We start from the raw sequence: 548 nt of genomic DNA, 5'->3' as shown, positions 1-548 counted from the left end.
TCGCCGTTCCGCGCCTTTATTAGCACCGGGTGCTCTTCTGGGGCATTCTGGGTGTCATCCTCTTGCGCGCTGTCATGATCGGCGTCGGCGCAACGCTGGTCGCCGAGTTCTCCTGGCTGCTTTACGTCTTTGCCGCGTTCCTGATMGCGACCGGTATCAAAATGCTTGTCGTAAAAGATGCCGAGCCCGATGTGTCGAAGAACCCGCTMATCCGCTTCATGCGCAGTCGCTTCAACGTMACCGACAGCCACCACGGCGAACGGTTTTTCGTGAAGCAGGCGCATCCGCAGACCGGCAAGATGGTCTGGTTMATTACGCCGCTCTTCATGGCCCTGGTGCTGATCGAAGTCGCCGACGTCATCTTCGCGGTCGACTCGGTTCCGGCGATCTTTGCGATCACGACAGATCCGTTCATCGTCTACACGTCGAACATTTTCGCGATCCTCGGCTTGCGCGCCCTCTACTTCGCGTTGGCAGCGATGATCCATCGTTTCAAATATCTGAAGCCGGCTCTTGCRATAGTCCTCGTCTTCATCGGCTCGAAAATC

At 57.1% G+C, this 548-nt stretch carries 1 pseudogene; it reads left to right on the top strand.

What is annotated here, in order from left to right:
* Positions 1–548 (top strand): annotated as a pseudogene (locus QD357_RS32880) (TerC/Alx family metal homeostasis membrane protein); the annotation flags it as partial.

The sequence above is a fragment of the Rhizobium sp. BR 317 genome (genome assembly GCF_047445835.1).
GTDB lineage: Bacteria > Pseudomonadota > Alphaproteobacteria > Rhizobiales > Rhizobiaceae > Rhizobium > Rhizobium paranaense.
Note: the sequence above shows the minus strand (reverse complement) of the source record. Positions and strands in the feature narration are given on the sequence as shown.